The sequence below is a fragment of the Nocardiopsis sp. iso_25 genome (assembly GCF_056173305.1).
The window spans coordinates 974,050-992,069 of record NZ_CM149667.1; the positions used below are offsets into that span (position 1 = coordinate 974,050).

Annotated in this window: 16 protein-coding genes and 3 tRNA genes; 16 read left to right on the top strand and 3 right to left on the bottom strand. The window is 72.3% G+C overall.

The features are described from left to right. Nucleotides 1–282 precede the first annotated feature (282 nt). On the top strand, nucleotides 283–1,893 hold the full coding sequence (cimA, locus tag AC0VX6_RS04450; protein ID WP_274976317.1) for a citramalate synthase: 1,611 nt from the start codon (nucleotides 283–285) through the stop codon (nucleotides 1,891–1,893). Between the two features lie 210 nt (nucleotides 1,894–2,103). On the opposite strand, the gene AC0VX6_RS04455 is transcribed toward cimA, so the two are convergent. Then, on the bottom strand, nucleotides 2,104–2,925 hold the full coding sequence (locus tag AC0VX6_RS04455; RefSeq protein ID WP_274978050.1) for a DUF3152 domain-containing protein: 822 nt from the start codon (nucleotides 2,923–2,925) through the stop codon (nucleotides 2,104–2,106). A gap of 335 nt (nucleotides 2,926–3,260) precedes the next feature. On the opposite strand from AC0VX6_RS04455, the gene AC0VX6_RS04460 reads away from it, so the two are divergent. The 8 genes from AC0VX6_RS04460 (at nucleotide 3,261) to AC0VX6_RS04495 (ending at nucleotide 8,865) form a co-directional block, all read left to right on the top strand. Continuing rightward, complete coding sequence (locus AC0VX6_RS04460) at nucleotides 3,261–4,061, top strand: fumarylacetoacetate hydrolase family protein (protein ID WP_274976318.1); 801 nt, start codon at nucleotides 3,261–3,263, stop codon at nucleotides 4,059–4,061. A gap of 88 nt (nucleotides 4,062–4,149) precedes the next feature. Further along, entirely contained in the window at nucleotides 4,150–5,175 is a 1,026-nt protein-coding gene (locus AC0VX6_RS04465; RefSeq protein ID WP_475467433.1) for a GDSL-type esterase/lipase family protein, read from the top strand. Between the two features lie 127 nt (nucleotides 5,176–5,302). Continuing rightward, complete coding sequence (gene gltX / locus AC0VX6_RS04470; protein WP_475467434.1) at nucleotides 5,303–6,748, top strand: glutamate--tRNA ligase; 1,446 nt, start codon at nucleotides 5,303–5,305, stop codon at nucleotides 6,746–6,748. A 135-nt stretch (nucleotides 6,749–6,883) separates the two neighbouring features. After that, nucleotides 6,884–6,955, top strand: a tRNA-Gln gene (locus AC0VX6_RS04475). 51 nt (nucleotides 6,956–7,006) lie between these two features. Beyond that, nucleotides 7,007–7,079: transfer RNA gene (locus AC0VX6_RS04480), tRNA-Glu, on the top strand. Between the two features lie 109 nt (nucleotides 7,080–7,188). Further along, nucleotides 7,189–7,264 (top strand) — tRNA-Glu (locus AC0VX6_RS04485). A gap of 229 nt (nucleotides 7,265–7,493) precedes the next feature. Beyond that, nucleotides 7,494–7,757 (top strand): hypothetical protein, encoded by a 264-nt coding sequence (locus tag AC0VX6_RS04490; protein WP_212641426.1) that lies wholly within the window; start codon nucleotides 7,494–7,496, stop codon nucleotides 7,755–7,757. A 190-nt stretch (nucleotides 7,758–7,947) separates the two neighbouring features. Continuing rightward, entirely contained in the window at nucleotides 7,948–8,865 is a 918-nt protein-coding gene (locus AC0VX6_RS04495) for a helix-turn-helix transcriptional regulator (protein ID WP_475467435.1), read from the top strand. A 147-nt stretch (nucleotides 8,866–9,012) separates the two neighbouring features. Here AC0VX6_RS04495 and AC0VX6_RS04500 read toward each other — a convergent pair whose 3' ends face one another. Continuing rightward, nucleotides 9,013–9,699 (bottom strand): IclR family transcriptional regulator, encoded by a 687-nt coding sequence (locus AC0VX6_RS04500; protein WP_019608647.1) that lies wholly within the window; start codon nucleotides 9,697–9,699, stop codon nucleotides 9,013–9,015. A gap of 153 nt (nucleotides 9,700–9,852) precedes the next feature. Between AC0VX6_RS04500 and leuC the strand changes: the two genes are divergently transcribed. From leuC to AC0VX6_RS04515, 3 genes are all read left to right on the top strand, one after another. Continuing rightward, nucleotides 9,853–11,259, top strand: coding sequence for a 3-isopropylmalate dehydratase large subunit (gene leuC, locus AC0VX6_RS04505; RefSeq protein WP_475467436.1), 1,407 nt, complete (start codon nucleotides 9,853–9,855; stop codon nucleotides 11,257–11,259). Nucleotides 11,260–11,284: 25 nt separating this feature from the next. Beyond that, nucleotides 11,285–11,881, top strand: coding sequence for a 3-isopropylmalate dehydratase small subunit (gene leuD / locus AC0VX6_RS04510; protein ID WP_475467437.1), 597 nt, complete (start codon nucleotides 11,285–11,287; stop codon nucleotides 11,879–11,881). A gap of 349 nt (nucleotides 11,882–12,230) precedes the next feature. Continuing rightward, nucleotides 12,231–12,512, top strand: a complete 282-nt coding sequence (locus AC0VX6_RS04515; protein ID WP_013151244.1) for an HU family DNA-binding protein — start codon at nucleotides 12,231–12,233, stop codon at nucleotides 12,510–12,512. 262 nt (nucleotides 12,513–12,774) lie between these two features. On the opposite strand, the gene cofC is transcribed toward AC0VX6_RS04515, so the two are convergent. Beyond that, the gene (cofC, locus tag AC0VX6_RS04520) at nucleotides 12,775–13,467 is read right to left on the bottom strand and encodes a 2-phospho-L-lactate guanylyltransferase (protein ID WP_475467438.1); all 693 of its coding nucleotides are present in this window, start codon (nucleotides 13,465–13,467) and stop codon (nucleotides 12,775–12,777) included. A gap of 168 nt (nucleotides 13,468–13,635) precedes the next feature. Here cofC and AC0VX6_RS04525 point away from each other — a divergent pair, with 168 nt between their 5' ends. The 4 genes from AC0VX6_RS04525 to AC0VX6_RS04540 are packed head-to-tail and all read left to right on the top strand — an operon-like array spanning nucleotide 13,636 to nucleotide 17,970. Continuing rightward, nucleotides 13,636–14,481, top strand: coding sequence for a lysophospholipid acyltransferase family protein (locus AC0VX6_RS04525; protein ID WP_274976326.1), 846 nt, complete (start codon nucleotides 13,636–13,638; stop codon nucleotides 14,479–14,481). 8 nt (nucleotides 14,482–14,489) lie between these two features. After that, the gene (locus AC0VX6_RS04530; RefSeq protein WP_274976327.1) at nucleotides 14,490–15,545 is read left to right on the top strand and encodes an NAD(P)H-dependent glycerol-3-phosphate dehydrogenase; all 1,056 of its coding nucleotides are present in this window, start codon (nucleotides 14,490–14,492) and stop codon (nucleotides 15,543–15,545) included. 11 nt (nucleotides 15,546–15,556) lie between these two features. Beyond that, the gene (locus AC0VX6_RS04535; RefSeq protein WP_475467439.1) at nucleotides 15,557–16,786 is read left to right on the top strand and encodes a trans-sulfuration enzyme family protein; all 1,230 of its coding nucleotides are present in this window, start codon (nucleotides 15,557–15,559) and stop codon (nucleotides 16,784–16,786) included. Between the two features lie 59 nt (nucleotides 16,787–16,845). Continuing rightward, entirely contained in the window at nucleotides 16,846–17,970 is a 1,125-nt protein-coding gene (locus AC0VX6_RS04540) for a D-alanine--D-alanine ligase family protein (protein ID WP_274976329.1), read from the top strand. Nucleotides 17,971–18,020 lie beyond the last annotated feature (50 nt).

Genomic DNA, 18,020 nt, shown 5'->3' on the forward strand with positions numbered 1-18,020 from the left:
CGGGTCGACGGTGCTCGGGGGAGCCTTCGGCGGGGTGTCGGGTATGTCCGGTGTGAGAAACCGACGTCTCGCATGGTGGGACAATCTGCCGGTGAGCACCGAGAACTCCGCCACCGTGTGGCACACTGACCTCATGCCGTCTCAGGTGCTCATTATCGTGAGGCGCGCTGGCTGACCATCGGACGCCGCCAGCGCGCTGACCTCTCGTGTCCACGAGGGGTCTTTTTTGTTGGCGGGGCCCGGTCGGCCACACCACAGCATCCACCTTCGGGAGTTCCACCCATGAGGGACGACAGTTTCCACGTCTTCGACACCACGCTGCGCGACGGGGCCCAGCGCGAGGGGATCAACCTGCGGGTCTCCGACAAGCTGGCCATCGCGAAGCTGCTGGACGACTTCGGGGTGGCGTTCATCGAGGGGGGGTGGCCGGGGGCCAACCCCAAGGACACCGAGTTCTTCCAGCGGGCTTCACGAGAGCTGACGCTGGAGCACGCGCAACTCACCGCGTTCGGCGCGACCCGCCGTGCCGGTGTGCGGGCCGCCGACGACCCACAGGTGGCCGCCCTGCGCGACAGCGGCGCACCGGTCGTCACCCTTGTCGCCAAGAGTGACGACCGGCACGTCGAGCGCGCGCTGCGCACGACCCTCGACGAGAACCTCGCGATGATCGCCGACACGGTGTCCCACCTGCGCGAACACGGCCAACGCGTGTTCGTGGACTGCGAGCACTTCTTCGACGGATACCTCCACAACCCCGACCACGCGCTCGACGTGGTCCGCGCCGCCGCCGGAGCCGGAGCCGACGTCGTCGTCCTGTGCGACACCAACGGCGGCATGCTCCCCACCGACGTCACCCGCATCGTCACCGAGGTCCGCGAGGCCACCGGCGCGCGCCTGGGCATCCACGCCCAGGACGACACCGGCTGCGCCGTCGCCAACACCCTCGCCGCCGTGGACGCGGGCGCCACCCACGTACAGTGCACCGCCAACGGCTACGGCGAGCGGGTCGGCAACGCCAACCTCTTCTCCGTGGTCGGCGCGCTCACGCTCAAGCGCGGCCAGGAGGTCCTGCCCGAGGGTTGCCTGGCCGAGATGACCCGCGTGGCCACCGCCATCGCCGAGATCGTCAACCTCACCCCCGACACGCACCAGCCCTACGTGGGGGTGTCGGCCTTCGCCCACAAGGCGGGGCTGCACGCCTCCGCGATCAAGGTCGACCCCGACCTGTACCAGCACACGGACCCCGCACTGGTCGGCAACACCATGCGCATGCTCGTCTCCGACATGGCCGGGCGCGCCTCCATCGAACTCAAGGCCAAGGAGCTGGGCCTGGACCTGTCCGGAGACCGCGCCCTGTCGGGGCGGGCGGTGGAGCGGGTCAAGGGCCTGGAGCTGTCGGGCTACAGCTTCGAGGCCGCCGACGCCTCCCTGGACCTGCTGCTGCGCGAGGAACTGGGGCAGCCGGTCCGCTACTTCGACACCGAGTCCTGGCGCGTCATCACCGAACGCCGTCCCCGGGCCGGCTCCAGCCCCCTGTCCAGCGACTACGAGAGCCTCACCGAGGCCACCGTCAAGCTGCGGGTCAAGGGCGAACGCGTGATCGCCACCGCGGAGGGCAACGGCCCCGTCAACGCTTTGGACCGGGCGCTGCGCAGCGCCATGGAGAGCGTGTACACCGCGCTGGCCGGGCTGGAGCTGACCGACTACAAGGTCCGCATCCTGGAGGGCAGCTCCGGCACCAACGCCATCACCCGCATCCTCGTCACCTTCAGCGACGGGGCGGGGGAGTGGACCACGGTGGGCGTGGGGCCCAACGTCGTCGACGCGTCCTGGGTCGCCCTCGAACAGGCCGTCACCTACGGGCTCCTCCGCCAGGGCTACCCGCAGGACTGACCGGCGGTACCCGGGAACCGGAGCCCCTCCGGAAGCCGGGGAGCGGACGAGGGGGGCGGGGCGATGATCGCCCCGCCCCCTCGCGTCGGCCGCGGCCGCCCTTCACAACGGCCCGGCCGTCGCTTTTCGTTTCCGAATAGATACAAAGAGTCACTGAGCGGGTGCGCGCGGTCGGCCCGAAAAAGCACGGACGGCCTCCGGACGGGCCCCTCAGTCCTCGGAGCCGTTGTCGGGGTGGACCCAGCCGTTGGGCTCGCACCCCTGCAGGCCCAGGGTCTGCTGCTGCATCACCGGGGCGGGCTCCCCCTCGCCGGGGCAGTCCACGTGGCCGTGGCCCAGGGTGTGGCCCACCTCGTGGTTGATCAGGTAGATCCGGTAGGTCTCCAGGTCGTCCTCGAAGTGGGGGACGCCCGACACCCAGCGGTTCTGGTTGATGATCGCCCGGTTCCCGTTCGCGCAGGACACGTACCCGTCGGTGTTCAGCGGGGCGCACAGCCGGTCCACGGTGTCCGGGGCGGCCAGGAGCACGCGGACGTCGGCGTCGTCGCCGTCCACCCGCTGCATCGCGCGCTCGCCGTCGTCGCCCCAGCTGCGCGGGTCGCCCAGGATCTCCTCCACGGCGGCCGCGAAGTCCTCGGAGTCCCCGGGCAGCCCCTTCTCGACCTCCACGGCGAAGGTGGTCACCGGGCCGTCGCCCATGACGTCGCTCCCGCCCTCCAGCACGGAGAACTCGCCTTCGGCGCTCTCGACCTCCTCCTCCACGGAGCGGAGCAGCAGCGGGGTCTGCTCCTCCTCGGTCCGCTCGGCGGGATCGGCGGAGGGCTCCGTTTCGGGCGCGGCGGCCCCGCCCGCCGAGTCCCGGCCCTCCGCGGACGTGCTCCGGTCGCCGCCCTCCTCGGGAACCCCGTCGCCGACCGGTCCGGACGCGGAGGTCTCGGCGGGGTCGCCGAGGTCGGGCCCGTATCCGGGCACGCTCACCATGAGCACGGTGGAGGCACCGGAGACCAGGCACAGACCCAGCGCCAGACCCATCGGGTACCGGCGGCGCTTGCGGTGCCGGGCGCGGGGGCGACCCCCGGGCGAAGCGGACGTGGGCACGGGAACCAGCCTCTCGACGGCGGACGACGGACCCAGCATGCCAGAGTCCGGCCCAAGGAAAGGCCAAGGCAGTGTCCGGGAAGAGCAGGTACGAGAGGCGTGAGCGGCCTGCGGTCCTTCGCGGCTTCCGTGTGCTTCTGTGCCGTCCGCGGCGCGGTCCGGATGTGTCCTTCGACTCCCCTCGGACGGGTCCCGTCCGCTCCCGTCCGCCCGCCGCGCCGATACCCTTCAACCGCAAGCGAGACAACAGGGCTGCTGGGAGGCATCAGGTGCGCATCGCGCGGTTCGCGTCCGGTGACGAGGTCGGATTCGGCCTGGTAGAGAAGGATTCCGAAACCGGGGAGGAGTTCGTCGCCCGGCTGAGCGGCCACCCCCTCATCGGCGACATCCAGCTGACCGGCGAGCGGGCCAAGCTCTCCGACGTCCGGCTGCTGTCACCGGTGCTGCCGACCAAGGTGGTCTGCATCGGCAAGAACTACGCGGACCACGTCGCGGAGATGAAGGACGTCACGGGGGAGTCCACCGACGAGCCCGTCGTCTTCCTCAAGCCCTCCACCGCCGTGACCGGGCCCCGCGACCCGATCTTCCGCCCCGCCGTCTCCGAGCGGGTGGACTACGAGGGCGAACTGGCCATCGTCATCTCCCGCCCCTGCCGCGAGGTGCCGCGCGAGCGCGCCAAGGACGTCATCTTCGGCTACACCGTCGCCAACGACGTCACCGCCCGCGACCTCCAGAAGAAGGACAAGCAGTGGACGCGGGCCAAGGGCTTCGACTCCTTCTGCCCCATCGGTCCCTGGATCACCACCGGGATGAGCGTCGAGGAGGCGCAGGACCTGGCCGTCACCACCACCGTGGACGGCCGGACCCGCCAGGACGGGCGCACGTCGCAGTTCATCCACGACATCCCGGACATCATCGCCTACGTCACCTCCTTCATGACGCTGCTCCCCGGTGACGTGGTCCTCACCGGAACCCCCGCCGGGGTGGGTCCGGTCGAGGTCGGCCAGGAGGTCTCGGTCACGGTGGAGCGGCTGGGCACCATCACCAACCGCGTGGTGGCCCGCGACTGATGACCCGGCTCCGCGCGCCGGTCCCGCGCGGCCCAAGGGGTCGGCGGCGTCCGCGCCGCCGACCCGCGCACGAGTGGAAGGCAGTCCGTTGACCGTCCCCCGACGCCGCCGCACCGGTGCCCCCGTCCTCGCCGGCGCGCTCGCCCTCGTGCTCCTGGCCGCGGGGATCGCCTACTGGGCGGTCGCGCGCACCGACGGCGGCGGGGGCGGCACCGGCACACCGACAGGGGGACCCGTGAGCGAACCGCACCGCATCATGCTGGCGGGAGACTCGATGACCCAGGGCGCCAACGGCGACCGGACCTGGCGCTACCACCTGTGGAACCACCTCTCCCCGCACGTGGAGGAGCTGGACTTCGTCGGCCCCTACAGCGACCCCGCGAGCCGCGACATGATCCTGCCGGTCCCCACCACCGAGGACGAGGCGACGCCGAGTCCGGACGGCGACCCGGCCGAGGACTACCAGGAGGACGGCGACGGCGGGCCGGTCCCCGGGGCGGTCCCCTCCGCCCCCGGCGAGCAGCTCCCCGGGGACGGCACCGTCTGGCCCGGCGCGGACGGCGACCCGGACACCGCCGAGTACCGGGACCCCGACTTCGACCAGGACCACAACGCCCTGTGGGGCCGCACCCTGCGCGACGCCTCCTCCTCCATCCGGGAGGACGTCCGCGTCCACCGCCCAGACGTGCTGTGCGTCATGCTCGGCGTGAACGACCTGCTGTGGCCGGTCACGATGGAGGAGATGGAGTACCGGCTGCGCGGCTACGTCGAGGCGGCGCGCGAGGCCAACCCGCACCTGCGCGTCGTGCTCGCCGAGACCCCGCCCATCGCCCTGGCCGAGTCCGACGAGGGCTTCGCCCTGCGCGTGTACGCCTACAACGTCCTGATCCGCGAGGTCGCCGCCGACATGTCCACGGAGCGCTCGCCGGTGATCAGCCTGGACGTGGCGGGCGGCGAGGACTGGGACGCGGCCGCCGACACCTACGACGGCACCCACCCCAACGCGCGCGGGGAGGTCAAGATCGCCGCGGCCTTCGCCGACGCCCTCGCGGAGGGCTACGGGATCGGCCGCCCCTACCCGCGCCCGCTGCCCACCGCCTCCGCGGGGGAGTGAGGCGGGGGCGCCGCCCACAGTCCCGCCCCGGCCGCGGCCCGGCCCCGGTCGGGGAAGCGGCCCCGTGCGCGCGGCGGGGACCAGCGGGTTTCCCCGGGCCCCCGTCCGGCGCGGATACCCTGGGCGCGTGACTGAGACTTCGATTCGTACCCGCTTCGCCCCGTCCCCCACGGGCATGTTCCACGTCGGCGGCGCGCGCTCCGCGCTGTTCAACTGGGCGCTGGCACAGCAGCGGCCCGAGGGCCGCATGGTGCTGCGCGTCGAGGACACCGACGCCGCCCGCAACCGCCCGGAGTGGACCGAGGGCATCATCCGCGCGCTGGCCTGGCTCGGCATCGGCGAGGACGACCCGCACTTCGAGGGCCCCTACTTCCAGTCGGAGTACGCGGACAAGCACCGCGAGACCGCGCAGGAGCTGTACAAGAACGGCCGCGCCTACTACTGCGACTGCACCCGCGAGGAGGTGCAGGAGCGGCGCGACAACCCCAACCTGGGCTACGACGGCTTCTGCCGCGACCGGAACCTGGCGCCCGGCCCGGGCCGGGCCCTGCGCTTCCGCGTGCCCGAGGGCGGCCCCACCGTCGTGGACGACCGGATCCGCGGCCGGGTGGAGTTCGAGCACTCCGCCATCGAGGACTTCGTGATCGCCCGCGCCGACGGCTCGCCGCTGTTCGTGCTGGCCAACGTCGTCGACGACGTCGAGATGCGCATCACCCACGTCGTCCGCGGCGAGGAGCACCTGTCCAACACCCCCAAGCAGCAGCTCCTGTGGGAGGCGCTGGGGCTGACCCCGCCGGTGTGGGCGCACCTTCCGGTCATCGTCAACGAGCAGCGCAAGAAGCTCTCCAAGCGCCGCGACAAGGTCGCCCTGGAGTCCTACCAGGAGGAGGGCTACCTGCCGGAGGCGATGGTCAACTACCTCATGCTGCTGGGCTGGGCGCCGGGCGACGACCGCGAGATCATGCCCTGGTCGCAGATGCAGCCGCTGTTCCGGGTGGAGGACGTCAACAGCTCCAGCGCCTTCTTCGACGAGAAGAAGCTGCGCGCCTTCAACGGCGAGTACATCCGCGAACTCTCCGCCGAGGAGTTCGCCGAGCGCTGTCAGCCGTGGCTGACCGGCGACGCGGCCCCGTGGGACCCGGCCGACTACGACCCGGCGGTCTTCGCCGCCGTCGCCCCGCTCGCGCAGAGCCGCGTGGCGGTGCTCAGCGAGATCGTGCCGAACGTGGACTTCCTCTTCCTGCGCGAGCCCGTGGAGGACGAGAAGAGCTGGGCCAAGGCCATGAAGCCGGGCGTGGGGCGGGAGATGCTCCAGGCCGCCCTGGCCCGCTTCGCCGACCCGGAGCTGCCGTGGGCCGCCGAGGACCTCAAGGCCGCCACCGAGGAGGTCGGCGCCTCGCTGGGCCTGAAGCTGGGCAAGGCGCAGGCCCCCGTGCGCGTCGCGGTCACCGGCCGCACCGTCGGCCTGCCGCTGTTCGAGTCGCTGGAACTGCTCGGCCGCGAGCGCGTCCAGGAGCGGCTGTCCGCGGCCCTGGCGAAGCTGGAAGCGCAGCAGGACCCCGCCGGGTCCTGAGGCGGACGGGGGTGGTCGGGGCCACAGCCCGGCCGCCCCGATTCCGGTTCGCGACCACTCCGAATGTCCGCTAGAGTTGTCCACGTCGCCGAGGGGGACGGGAAAGCGGAAGCGGACCGGGTCCTCCCAGAGCACTGGGGTATGGTGTAATCGGCAGCACGACTGATTCTGGTTCAGTTAGTCTAGGTTCGAGTCCTGGTACCCCAGCGCAGTTCAGCGTTGAGTCGCTGATCGCGCGGGTCGCAGACCCGAAAGCGCGCCCCCGTCGTCTAGTGGCCTAGGACGCCGCCCTCTCAAGGCGGTAACGGCGGTTCGAATCCGCTCGGGGGTACACAGAGGGAGAAGCTCTCACCACGTGGGGGCTTTCTTTCTGACCGATGCACGCCATCGGTGTCCGGTTGGGGCGGGTATCGTAGTAGAGGTCCGCCCGGACCAGTCCGGCCCCCGTCGTCTAGTGGCCTAGGACGCCGCCCTCTCAAGGCGGTAACGGCGGTTCGAATCCGCTCGGGGGTACCAGCAGGTGAGGCTCCATCCACCAGGATGGGGCCTTTCGTGTTCTCCGGCCCGCGAGCCCTCCGGAGCCGCGCGAGCCCGTCCCGGGCCGCGGAAGGCGGGTCCGCGGCGCCGCGGCGCCCCTGGGATACTGGGCGGGCGCGGTTCCCCGGCCCCAACCCCTGTCGGAGCGTATGAAGAGCCACCCTCTCCCCCCAGCCGTCCGGACCGGACCGGCGCCCCCGGGCGCACCGTGACCGGCCGTGAGCTCGGTCCGGGCGACCACCAGGACAAGGAGCTGCGCGAGGTCCTCAAGGACCTGTGCGAACAGGGGTGGGTGCTGAGGCAGGAGGGACACTGGGGGCGTCTGTACTGCGACTGCGGCTGCACCCGCATCCAGGTCCCCGGGACGCCGCGCAACTCCGGTCGGGCCGCGCGCCGCATCCGGCAGGAGGCGCGGCGCTGCCCGATGCCCCCGGACGACCCCCGGCGGGGCGCGGGCGGACCCCGCGAGTGAGGCCCGTCCGTCCGGTCGCGGGCTGTCCGGGAGAACCCCGGCCGTGGTGGGGTCCGGCCGTTCCGGGTATCCTCCTGTTGACGTTTGCCAACGGATGGGCGGCGCCCGGCGGGTTCGGGGAGCCGCGGCCGTTGACCGCGGCCGGTAGCCCGGCGCACACCGGAGGACGCTCCGGAGGAAGGCGAGGCCGATGGCCGAGTACGAGTTCGTCTTCGTCGTGGACGGGTTCGACCTGGACGACCACGACACCGTCCAGGCCCTCAGTGAGAGCTTCGACGCCCTCGTCTCCTCCTGGCACGGATCGCTCCGCCTGTCCGTGGCCGCGCTCGGCCCGGACGCGGTCGCGGCGGCCAGGTCGCTGGTGGAGCGCGTCCACGTGACCGTGCCCGGCGTGCGGATCGCCCGCCTCGACCGGGAGCTGGTCGGGATCTCCGACATCGCCGAGATCACCGGCCGGAGCAGGCAGAACGTCGACCAGTGGGTCCGCGGGCAGCGCCACGACGGCGTCCCCTTCCCCGCGCCCGAGGCGGCCGTGGGCCGCTCCCTGGTGTGGCTATGGTCCGAGGTCAACGCGTGGCTGCGCGGGATCGGCCTGGACGACGGTCAGCTGCGGCCCACGCGGACCGAGATGTCCGAGATCGACTGGCTGCTCCAGACCTCGCGCAAGGTCGAGCTCGCCCTGGTCCGCCACGCCAACAGCCCCGACGCGCGCCGGGTGGCCAAGCTGCTGGCCGCGCACGCCCGCACCACGCGCGAGTTCATCCACTACCTGGTGAAGAACCCGCGGGTGCGCGACGCCCGCGGCCGCTACACGGTGCTGGTCTGCTCGCCCCGGGACGAGGCGGTGGACGTCTTCCGCAGGCTGGAGGCGTTCGAGCACCCGGTCGTGCTCGCCACGGTGACCAACCGCATCCACGCCCTGGTCATGGTCGACGGGGAGGGCGAGCGCGGTGACGCGACCGAGCTGGTGCCCGGGATGACCGTGCGCGACTGGCTGGGGATGATCGCCCTGTCGCCCGAGAGCGAGTTCACCGTGGCGTCGGAGGGCGCGTCCACCAAGACCGCGCCCATCACCGCGCGGTCGCCGATGGACCTCGTCGGCGCCTGAGCACGGGACCGGTCCCCGGCGGCGGGCCGCAGCGGAGGGGTCCCGCGCCCGCCCCCGTTTCCGGGCGGAGGACCGTCACCGGGCGCTCCACCCCGGTGCCGCCGGCGGACCGTCCTCCCGGACGGCCCGGCAGGCGGTGCCGCCCGGCTAGTGCGCGCCCTCGTAGCTGTGCAGGGACTCGCTGATCTTCTCCGCCGCCGACAGGACCGCCTGGGAGTGGATGCGGCCGGGGGAGCGGGTCAGACGCTCTATCGGGCCCGACACCGACACTGCGGCGATCACGCGCCCGCCGGGGCCCGACACCGGCGCGGACACCGACGCCACGCCCTGTTCGCGCTCGGCCACGCTCTGGGCCCAGCGGCGGCGGCGCACCTGGGCCAGGCTGGCCGCCGTGAACCGCGCCCCCAGCAGGGAACGGCGGATCCGGTCGGAGTCCTCCCAGGCCAGCAGCACCTGGGCGGCCGAGCCGGCGTTCATGGGCAACTCGCTGCCGACCGGGACCGTGTCGCGCAGTCCGCTGCTGCGCTCGGAGGCGGCCACGCACACCCGCAGGTCGCCCTGGCGGCGGTAGAGCTGCGCGCTCTCCCCGGTCAGGTCGCGCAGCTGCACCAGGACGGGGGAGGCCACGGCCAGCAGCCGGTCCTCGCCGGTCGCTATCGACAGCTCACCCAGGCGCGGGCCCAGCACGAAGCGCCCCTGGCTGTCGCGGGTGACCATGCGGTGGCGCTCCAGCGCCACCGCCAGCCGGTGGGCCGTCGGCCGGGCCAGACCGGTGATCTGTACCAACTGGGCCAGGGACGCCGGTCCCGACTCCAGGGCGTCGAGGACGGACATGGTCTTGTCCAGGACACCGACGCCGCTGGATGAGCTAGAGTTGTCCATGGCTTGATATTGCCGTCTCGAAATATGGAATGCAAGTCAGGCCGCAGTCCGCGCAGGGCTCCACACGAGACGCGCCCGAGACGATTACGAGAGAGGCGATCGCCCATGGCACGCACGATGGCCGAGAAGGTCTGGGAGGAGCACGTCGTCCGGCGTGCCGACGGCGAGCCGGACCTGCTCTACATCGACCTCCACCTCGTCCACGAGGTGACCAGCCCGCAGGCCTTCGAGGGTCTGCGCCTGGCGGGCCGGTCCGTGCGCCGCCCGGACCTGACCATCGCCACCGAGGACCACAACGTCCCCACCCAGGACCTGCTGGCCCCCATCGCCGACCCGGTCTCCCGCAAGCAGGTCGAGACGCTGCGCAAGAACTGCTCCGACTTCGGCGTGCGGCTGCACCCGATGGGCGACATCGAGCAGGGCGTGGTGCACGTGGTCGGCCCCCAGTTGGGCCTGACCCAGCCGGGCATGACCATCGTCTGCGGCGACAGCCACACCAGCACCCACGGCGCGTTCGGCGCCCTGGCGTTCGGCATCGGCACCAGCCAGGTCGAGCACGTCCTGGCCACCCAGACCCTGCCGATGGCCCCCTTCAAGACGATGGCCGTCACCGTGAACGGCACGCTGCGTCCGGGGGTGTCCGCCAAGGACGTCATCCTCGCGGTCATCGCCAAGATCGGCACCGGCGGCGGCCAGGGCTACGTCATCGAGTACCGGGGCGAGGCCATCGAGGCCCTGTCCATGGAAGCCCGCATGACCGTGTGCAACATGTCCATCGAGGCGGGCGCCCGCGCCGGGATGATCGCCCCGGACCAGACCACGTTCGACTACATCCGCGGCCGGGCGCACGCGCCGCGGGACGAGGACTTCGACGCCGCGGTCGAGCACTGGAAGAGCCTGCGCACCGACGAGGGCGCGGTCTTCGACGCCGAGGTCGTGCTGGACGCCGACGAGCTCAGCCCGTTCGTCACCTGGGGCACCAACCCCGGCCAGGGCGTGCCGCTGGACGCCTCCGTGCCGGACCCCGCCTCGTTCGGGGACCCCTCCGCCCGCGCCGCCGCCGAGAAGGCCCTGGCCTACATGGACCTCGCGGCCGGAACGCCGATGCGCGAGGTGAGGGTGGACACCGTCTTCCTGGGCTCGTGCACCAACGGCCGCATCGAGGACCTGCGCTCCGCCGCCGAGATCATCCGCGGCCGCAGGGTGGCCGAGGGCGTGCGCATGCTCGTCGTCCCCGGCTCCATGCGGGTCAAGGAGCAGGCCAACGAGGAGGGCCTGGGCAGGGTCTTCGAGGAGGCCGGCGCCGAGTGGCGCGAGGCGGGCTGCTCGATGTGCCTGGGCATGAACCCCGACCAGCTCAAGCCCGGCGAGCGCAGCGCCTCCACCTCCAACCGCAACTTCGAGGGCCGCCAGGGCCGCGGCGGACGCACCCACCTGGTGTCGCCGCAGGTCGCCGCCGCCACCGCGGTGCGCGGCACCCTGTCCTCGCCCGCCGACCTGGCCGCCCTCTAGCGCGCCCCGTTAGGAGAGACCTCTCATGGAGAAGTTCGACGTCCACACCGGTCGGGCCGTGCCGCTGCGCGCGAGCAACGTCGACACCGACCAGATCATCCCGGCCGTCTACCTCAAGCGGGTCAGCCGGACCGGCTTCGAGGACGGCCTGTTCGCCGAGTGGCGCAAGTCCGACCCCGACTTCGTCCTCAACCGCCCCGAGTACCGGGGCGCGTCCGTGCTGGTGGCCGGTCCGGACTTCGGCACGGGCTCCTCGCGCGAGCACGCCGTGTGGGCGCTCCAGGACTACGGCTTCAAGACGGTGCTGTCCTCGCGCTTCGCCGACATCTTCCGCGGCAACTCGCTCAAGGGCGGCCTGCTGACGGTCCTGCTGGCCCAGCAGGTCATCGACCGCGTCTGGGCGGCCGTCGAGGCCGACCCCGCCACCGAGGTGACCGTGGACCTGGTCGAGCGCGAGGTGCGGGTTCCGGCTGCGGACGTGCGGGAGTCCTTCGAGCTGGACGACTACACCCGCTGGCGGCTCCTGGAGGGCCTGGACGACATCGCGCTGACCCTGCGCCACACGGACGGGATCGGGGAGTTCGAGGGCACCCGCAAGCCCTGGCTGCCGGTGACCCTCTAGACACTGATCGGCTTCTGGGCCGGGGATCCGCGGCCTGTGTGACGCAGGACACCCCCGGTCCAGAAATATTTTACCTTTACACGCTGTGAGCGCTTGCTTACGGGTCTTCCGTCCTTAAGCTCAGCGTGGCTCGTGCCCGGAATCCGGTTATACGTAGGCATTTGAGGCTCGCAGAAGGGGTCAAAAGGGACTGGAGTCGGGGACGGCTCCGGTCTGGACCGGAGCCCCCCGGAAGCTGCCGCGCAGGTGGGGATGGCCCCGACACGCCCTGCCCGTAGGCGTTTGTATTTGTGTAAGGGCCTCTGCTTCCCCTAATTTCGTGCGAGCAAGGGGGAACCGGAGGAACCTTATGAACAAGCGTGACCTGATCGACGCGATCTCCGATCGGCTCGGAGACAAGAAGACCGCGACCGAAGCGGTCAACGCTGTGCTTGACACCATTCAGGCCACCGTGGCGTCGGGCGACAAGGTCGCCATCACCGGCTTCGGCGTTTTCGAGAAGTCCGAGCGCGCGGCCCGCACGGCCCGCAACCCCGCCACCGGCGCCACCATCAACGTCCCCGCGAGCTTCGTGCCGAAGTTCCGCGCTGGCGCTGACTTCAAGGCTCTGGTCAACGGCGACAAGAAGTAACCCGCCACCGCACGGCGACGGGTCCGTCCGCCCGGGTCCCCTTCGAGGGGGCCCGGGCGGAACGCGTTCGCGGGCTCGTGAGGCTCATGGGACGCGGGGGAACCAGGAGGGTGCGCCGAGATCTCATGGGGCTCATGTGGCTCAGGAGGGGCACCAGGAGGGTGCTTGAGGGCCTTGTGGGGCTCATGGGGCGCACGCGCGGCGCACGGGCCCCTGCCAGCGCACGAGGGGCGGGAAGGCCGCACCGGGGCCTCAGGAGGGCTCAGGGCGCGCTCTGCGGGCACAGGCCGCCGCCCACGAGCTCCCACAGCCCGCGCGTCCTGGGGCCCACGCCCAGCGCCACCGCGGCGCGCAGGTCCTCGAACGTGTCCACGTCGCGCCGCACCGACGCCACGTCCGGCACCACCAGCTCCCTGGCGCCCCCGGCCAGGTGGCGGGCCCGCGAGGGCCCCTCGAAGGCCGGGGTGAACGGGTGCCCGGGCGCGGCGGTGAACAGCGTCGTGCCCACGCCGGGAGTGTCCGGCAGGAAGGAGCGGCCGTGCCGGGCCGCCGCGGCCAGGACCCGCTCCAACTCCCCGGGGCGCAGCGCGGGCAGGTCGGCGGACAGGGCGCACACCCCGAGCCCGGGCAGGCGCCGCCGCGCGACCGCGGCCCCGTGCTCCAGCGCCGGGTTCAGCCCCGTGCCGGGCTCGCCGCCCACCACCACCGCGCCCGACCGGGCCAGTTCGGCGCCCGCGCGCGCGTCCTCGGTCACCACGAACACCGCCGCCACCCCGGGGCAGGCCCGCGCCGCGGCCACCGTGTCGCAGGCGATGGCCAGCGCCAGGTCCTCGCGGCGCCCCTTCGCGGCCGGGGCCAGCCGCGTCTTGGCTCGGCCGAGCCGCTTCACCGGGACGACCAGGGACCAGCGCGCTCCGGGGCACGGCGCCCCGCCCTGTTCTCCACAGCCGGTCACGGTCCCTCCGGAACGTCGGTACGGCACGACAGTGACGAGGGTAGGCGTTCGGGGAGGAGGCGTCGGCTGCGCCGCCCGCGACGGGCCGCGTCCGCCGAACACGCCCTACACTGAATCGGTTGTGCTGTGCGGCCTCGACGGGCCCGGAGTGATGGAGTGAGGAGTCCCGTGGCCAAGCAACGAGAATCCCGGTGGGTGAAAGCGGTCGTCTCCCGGATCGTCCGGTTCGTCCTGTGGTTCGTGACCAAGCCGGACTGGAAGGGCACCGAGCACGTCCCGGACAGGGGCGGCGCGATCATCGCCCTCAACCACCTGTCCCTGGCGGACCCGCTCACGGTCGCCCACTTCCTCTACATCGGTGCCCGGCGCTGGCCGACCTTCACCATGAAGGAGGGCGTCATGCGCATCCCCGTGGTGAGCGCGGTGGCCAGGAGCACCGGCCAGATCCCGGTCAAGCGCGGCAGCACCGACGCCGTCAAGGCGCTCCACGAGGCCGAGCTGGCGCTCACCCGGGACGAGGCCTCGGTGATCTTCTACCCCGAGGGCACCTGCACCCGGGACCCGGACCTGTGGCCGATGGCCGCCAAGACCGGCGTGGCGCGCCTGGCCCTCACCACGGGCGTGCCCGTGGTCCCGGTGGCGCACTGGGGTGAACAGCACATCATGCCCTACGGCACCAAGAAGGTCAGGCTGTTCCCGCGCAAGCGCGTGGAGTTCCTGGCCGGACCGCCCGTGGACCTGTCCCGGTTCCGGGACCAGCCGCTGACCGGAACGGTCCTGCGGGAGGCCACCGAGGCGATCATGGCCGACATCACCGCCCTCCAGGCGCGGATCCGCGGCGAGGAGCCGCCCGCGGTCCCCTACGACCCCAGGAGGGCGCGGGCCGCGGCCGCCGGGAGCGGGGAGCGGCCCTCCGTGGACGGCGGCACGCCCGCCGCGGCGGACAGCACGGCGCCGGCCGACGACCAGGCCGGGGCGAAGAGCGACAACGGCGGGAACAGCGCGGGGGCATGAGGGAGCCGATGGGTACCGACGACGTGAGGATCGCCGTTCTCGGCGCGGGGTCGTGGGGCACCGTGTTCGCGAACATCATCGCGGACGCGGCCGACCTGGCCAGGCAACGCCATCCGGACGGCCCCGCCGCCGAGGTCGTCCTGTGGGGGCGGCGCTCCTCGGTGGTCGACGCGATCAACGAGACCTCGCAGAACCCCGACTACTTCCCCGGGATCGACCTCAACCCGCGCCTGCGCGCCACCGCCGACGCCCCCAAGGCGCTGGCGGAGGCCGACGTGGTGGTGCTGGCGGTGCCGTCGCAGACGCTGCGGGCCAACCTCGTGGACTGGCGCCCCCACCTGCGCGAGGACGCGGTGGTCGTCAGCCTCATGAAGGGTGTGGAACTGGGCACCCGCATGCGGGTGAGCCAGATCATCGCCGAGGTCCTGGAGTACTCCGAGGAGCGCATCGCGGTCGTGTCGGGCCCCAACCTGGCCCGCGAGATCGCCGAGCGCCAGCCCGCCACCGCAGTGGTCGCCTGCCCGCACGAGCCGACGGCCGTGCGGCTCCAGAGCCTGTTCAAGTCGGCCTACTTCCGCCCCTACACCAGCACCGACCTGGTCGGGGTGGAGATCGGCGGCGCGATGAAGAACGTGATCGGCCTGGCCGTCGGCGTGGCCGAGGGCATGGGCTTCGGGGACAACACCAAGGCGTCCCTCATCACCCGCGGCCTGGCCGAGACCACGCGCCTGGCCGTGGCCCTGGGCGCGGACGAGCACACCCTGTCCGGCCTGGCCGGAATGGGCGACCTGGTCGCGACATGCTCGTCGCCGCTTTCGCGAAACCGGACCTTCGGTGAGAAACTGGGCGCTGGCAAAACCCTCGAACAGGTCGTCGCGGAGACCAAGCAGACGGCCGAGGGGGTCAAGTCCTCCGAATCCGTCCTGGAACTCGGATGGGCCCACGGGGTCGACATGCCGATCACCGAGGCCGTCGTCAAGATGATGCACCACGACCTGGGCCCGGCCGAGGCGCTGGCCGCCTTCATGGCGCGCAGCGCCAAGCCCGAGCGCTACGGGGTCTGAGAGCGAGCACGATGTCACACACACCAGGGTCCGCGGCGGGAGCCGGGACCGAGGGCGAGTACACGCGGGCGGTCTCCCTCCCGCAGGCGCCGGTTCCCGCCGAGCGCCCGATGCGCATGCCCGTCCACCGGGCCACCACCTACGCGTTCGACACCTCCCAGGAGTACGCGGACGTGCTGGCGGGCACCCGACAGGGCTACTCCTACGCGCGCATCGACAGCCCCACCGTGGACGCGTTCGCCGACGCCGTCGCGGCCCTGGAGGGCGCCGGGGTGCCGGGCCCGGTGCGCGGACAGGCCTTCTCCTCGGGCATGGGCGCGCTCAGCACGGTGTTCATGGCGCTGACCGAGGCCGGGTCCCACGTGGTGGCCTCGCAGTCCATCTACGGCAACACCCACTCGCTGCTGGACCGGCTGCTGCGCCGGTTCGGCGTGCGCACCGACTTCGTGGACATCACCGACCCCGACGCCGTGCGCGCCGCCGTGGGACCCGACACCCGGATGGTGTTCACCGAGACGCTGTCCAACCCCACCATGACCGTCTCCGACCTGCCCGAGCTGGCACGGATCTCCCACGAGGCCGGCGCCGTCCTGGTGGTGGACTCCACCTTCGCCTCCCCGGCCGTGTGCCGTCCCCTGGAGCACGGCGCCGACGTGGTCGTGCACTCGGCCACCAAGTACATCGGAGGCCACAGCGACACCACCGGCGGCGTGGTCGTGGCCTCCCCCGACCTGATCGCGCGCATCCGCTCCGCGCGCGTGGACCTGGGCCCCTGCCTGGCCCCCGACGAGGCCTACCTGCTGCACCGCGGGCTGGAGACGCTGCCGCTGCGGGTGCAGCGCCAGTGCGAGAGCGCGGCGGCCCTCGCCGCGGCACTGGAGGGCCACCCCCTGGTGGAGCGGGTCGACCACCCCTCGCTTGCCTCCCACCCCCAGTCGGCGCTCGCCGACAAGCTGTTCGACCGGGGCCGCTACGGCGCGGTCGTGACCGTGCACCCGCGCGGCGGACGCGAGGCCGGGATGGCCTTCGCCGACCGGCTGCGCGTGGCCACCATCGCCGCCTCGCTGGGCGGCACGCACACGCTCGCCGGACACGTCGCCTCCACGTCGCACCGCAGCATGAGCGAGCCGGAACTGGCCGCCGCGGGCATCTCACCGGGCGCGGTACGGTTCTCCGTCGGCCTGGAGGACCCCCGTGACCTCGTCGAGGACGCCCTGGCGGCCCTCGGCGGGGACAGCTGACACACCGCGGGGTTCCACCCGCTCCGGTTCCAACCAACGGCGAGATAGGGTCAGGCAGCATGTCGTCCGAACAGCGCAAGATTCGGGTGGCCGTCGTCTTCGGCGGGCGTAGCTCCGAACACGAGATCTCCTGCGTCACCGCGGGCAGCGTGCTGTCCGTCGTCGACCACGACCGCTACGAGATCGTGCCGGTCGGTATCACCCGCACGGGCAACTGGGTGCTGACCTCGGGCGACCCCGAGAGCCTGCGCATCGACGCGGGCAGCAGCGCGCTGCCGTCGGTGTCCGAGGACGGCGTCGACCTCGCGCTGCCCTTCGACTCGGCGGGCCAGCTGATGGTCGTGGACCCGGTCAAGGGCCCCGAGCGCCTGGCCGGGGTGGACGTGGTGCTGCCGCTGCTGCACGGCCCCTTCGGCGAGGACGGCACCATCCAGGGGCTGTTCGAGATGATGGGCGTGCGCTACGCCGGGGCCGGGGTGTTCTCCAGCTCCGCCTCCATGGACAAGGTCTTCATGAAGGCCATGCTGCGCGGCAACGGCATCCCCACCAGCGACTTCGTGGCCATCACCGACCGCCAGTGGCGCACCGAGCGCAAGAGGGTGCTGGACGACGTGGCCGAGCTTGGCGCCACCGTGTTCGTCAAGCCCGCCCGCGCGGGCAGCAGCGTGGGCATCAGCAAGGTGGAGGACTCCTCCGACGCCGACGCGGTGGCCGCCGCGGTCGAGGCCGCCCGCGAGCACGACCCCAAGGTGCTGGTGGAGGCCCAGGTCGTGGGCCGCGAGGTGGAATGCGGAGTGCTGGAGTCCGAGGACGGCGGCACGCCCGACGTGTCCGTCCCGGCCGAGGTGCACGTCGCCGACGGCTTCGACTTCTACGACTTCGAGGCCAAGTACCTGTCCACGAGCAGCCTGACCATTCCGGCCGAGCTCCCGGAGGAGGCCACGGCGCGCCTGCGCGCGCTGGCCGCCGAGGTGTTCGAGGCGATGGGGTGCGAGGGCCTGGCCCGCGTGGACTTCTTCTACACCGAGGACGGCGACATCCTCGTCAACGAGCTCAACACCATGCCCGGCTTCACCCCGGCGTCGGCCTTCCCGCAGATGTGGGCCGCCACCGGTGTGGACTACGCGGCCCTGGTGGAGCGGATGATCTCCACGGCGCTGCGCCGCGCCCCCGGCCTGCGGTAGAGGGGCCCTCCGCGCGGGCGGTCCGGGCGTTCGCCCGCCCCCGTGCTTTC